Here is a 623-nt window from a genome sequence, read left to right as displayed (position 1 = left end):
ACGCTCGGGCAGTCGGCGACGCCCGAAACGGTCGCCGCGTTTCAGCGGGAGATCGGCATCGATCGTCCGCCTGTCGAGCGCTACTTCGCTTGGATCGCCCAGATGCTCCATGGCGATTTCGGCTCTTCGTTTGCGAGCCGCACCGGATATCGGCGTACCGTGGCCGAGATCATCGCACCCCGCCTCTACAACACGATGTTCCTTGCAGCGGTGACGGCGCTGATAGCCGTTCCCCTGGCCTTGGGGCTTGGCATTCTGGCTGCGCTGTACCGCAACGGCTGGTTCGACCGGCTGGTGAATGTCGCGACACTGACAACCATTTCATTCCCGGAATTTTTCGTCGCTTATATGCTCGCCTACCTGGTGATCTCGCGCGACACGTTCATCGGATCCGATTTCGCTCAAACGCTGCCTCATTGGCTCACTGTCTCGCTGAACTGGGCGCTCAATGCGGTTCCCAAATTTCCGACATTGTCGAATGTGAACGATCAGACGCCATTTTGGGAGCATCTCTGGAAAGTCGCCCTGCCGGCAATCACCCTTGCGCTTGTAATCGTGGCCCACATGATGCGCATGACCCGAGCGGCCATCATCAACATGCTGTCAAGCCCCTACATCGATAT

The 623-nt window shown here is 58.6% G+C and carries 1 protein-coding gene; it reads left to right on the top strand.

Features of this window, described 5'->3' with window-relative positions; all coding sequences use genetic code 11:
* A partial coding sequence (locus tag EN884_RS37850; protein ID WP_164895511.1) for an ABC transporter permease occupies positions 1–623 on the top strand: 623 nt, incomplete at both ends.

This window comes from Mesorhizobium sp. M7A.F.Ca.AU.001.01.1.1, from assembly GCF_004022735.1.
GTDB classification, from domain to species: domain Bacteria; phylum Pseudomonadota; class Alphaproteobacteria; order Rhizobiales; family Rhizobiaceae; genus Mesorhizobium; species Mesorhizobium ciceri.
This window is presented reverse-complemented; position numbering and strand designations above follow the sequence as displayed.